Raw genomic sequence first — 1,035 nt, forward strand, 5'->3', positions numbered from 1 at the left:
GATAGAAATATGCGTATCGGCCGCCGTCGAGGGCGTTCTTGCCGTCCATGATGCCCATCACGGCGTCGTCGTCGATCTTCTTGAAATGGTCGTGAACGGGCTGCCCGTCGAACACCATCGTCGCGGTGACCTCGCCGCGGAACTCCTCCATCCAGAGGCTGCCTTCGCCGTTCTCGGTGTTCGAATACTTGTTGCCGTCGATGTCCAGGCAGATCAGAGGCTGCACGTCGGTGGCCGAATGGAAGGTCTTGCCGAACCAGTTGATCTGGGCCAGCGTTCCGTTCTCGCGATGGCCGGTGTCGAACTCGCCACCCTCCCATTCGCCGATCATGAAGTCGATGGTCGCGGGCTCCAGCGTGGCCCAGAACTCGTCCAGGTCGGCGTCGGGGATGAGGAAACGCTGTGGTCCGGTCACCAGACGCTGGCTGGCGCGCTTCTTGAGCTCGGAGAATTTCTCGCGGGCCGGATCGTCGCTCACGGTGCTCTCCAATCCAACGGCGGAGGCTCGCATTCACGATACCGCCGTGTGCCGGAGCAATCTACTGGCAAACTCATGACTGAAGCGAAGTCGGGCATGCGGCGTTGTCATTGACGCCGGTTCAATCGGCGCGACCAGCGGCAGATGAGTGCGTCACTGTTCGGTGGATCATTTGACCGCTACGAAACAGTGGAATCTGTTCAGAGGATCGCCCACGGTGGGAGAGGCTCTCTGGCGGAAAGCCATTCGTGCGGTACGCCTCTGACGTCGGCCCGGTTTCCGATGCCGGTGTGCGCGGCCACGATGCCGCCGGCGATGGCGGCGGTGGTGTCCGCGTCACCGCCCGCTTGGATGCAGGCGGTGATGGCGGCGGGGTAGTCGTGCAGGTAGGTGGCCGCGACCCAGAGGGTGAAAGGAACGGTGTCCTGGGCGCTGACGCGGGCACCGTTCCCGAGCTCGTAGGCGGCCTCGGCGACCGTGCGGCCCAGCAGTTCCCGGGCTCGGCGAATACCCGCGGTGGTGTGTCCGTCGATCAGGTACGGGTCGACTGCGGCGAG

Annotated in this window: 2 protein-coding genes; both read right to left on the minus strand. The window is 64.2% G+C overall.

The window, feature by feature from the left end:
- Positions 1-478: DUF4334 domain-containing protein (locus tag ACIRS4_RS39185; protein ID WP_404205203.1), on the minus strand; the 478-nt coding region annotated here is incomplete at its 3' end.
- Between the two features lie 200 nt (positions 479-678).
- On the minus strand, positions 679-1,035 hold a 357-nt coding region (locus ACIRS4_RS39190; protein ID WP_404205205.1), incomplete at its 5' end, for an ADP-ribosylglycohydrolase family protein.

Origin of the sequence: Streptomyces sp. NPDC101166 (assembly GCF_044768125.1) — a bacterium.
Lineage (GTDB): Bacteria > Actinomycetota > Actinomycetes > Streptomycetales > Streptomycetaceae > Streptomyces.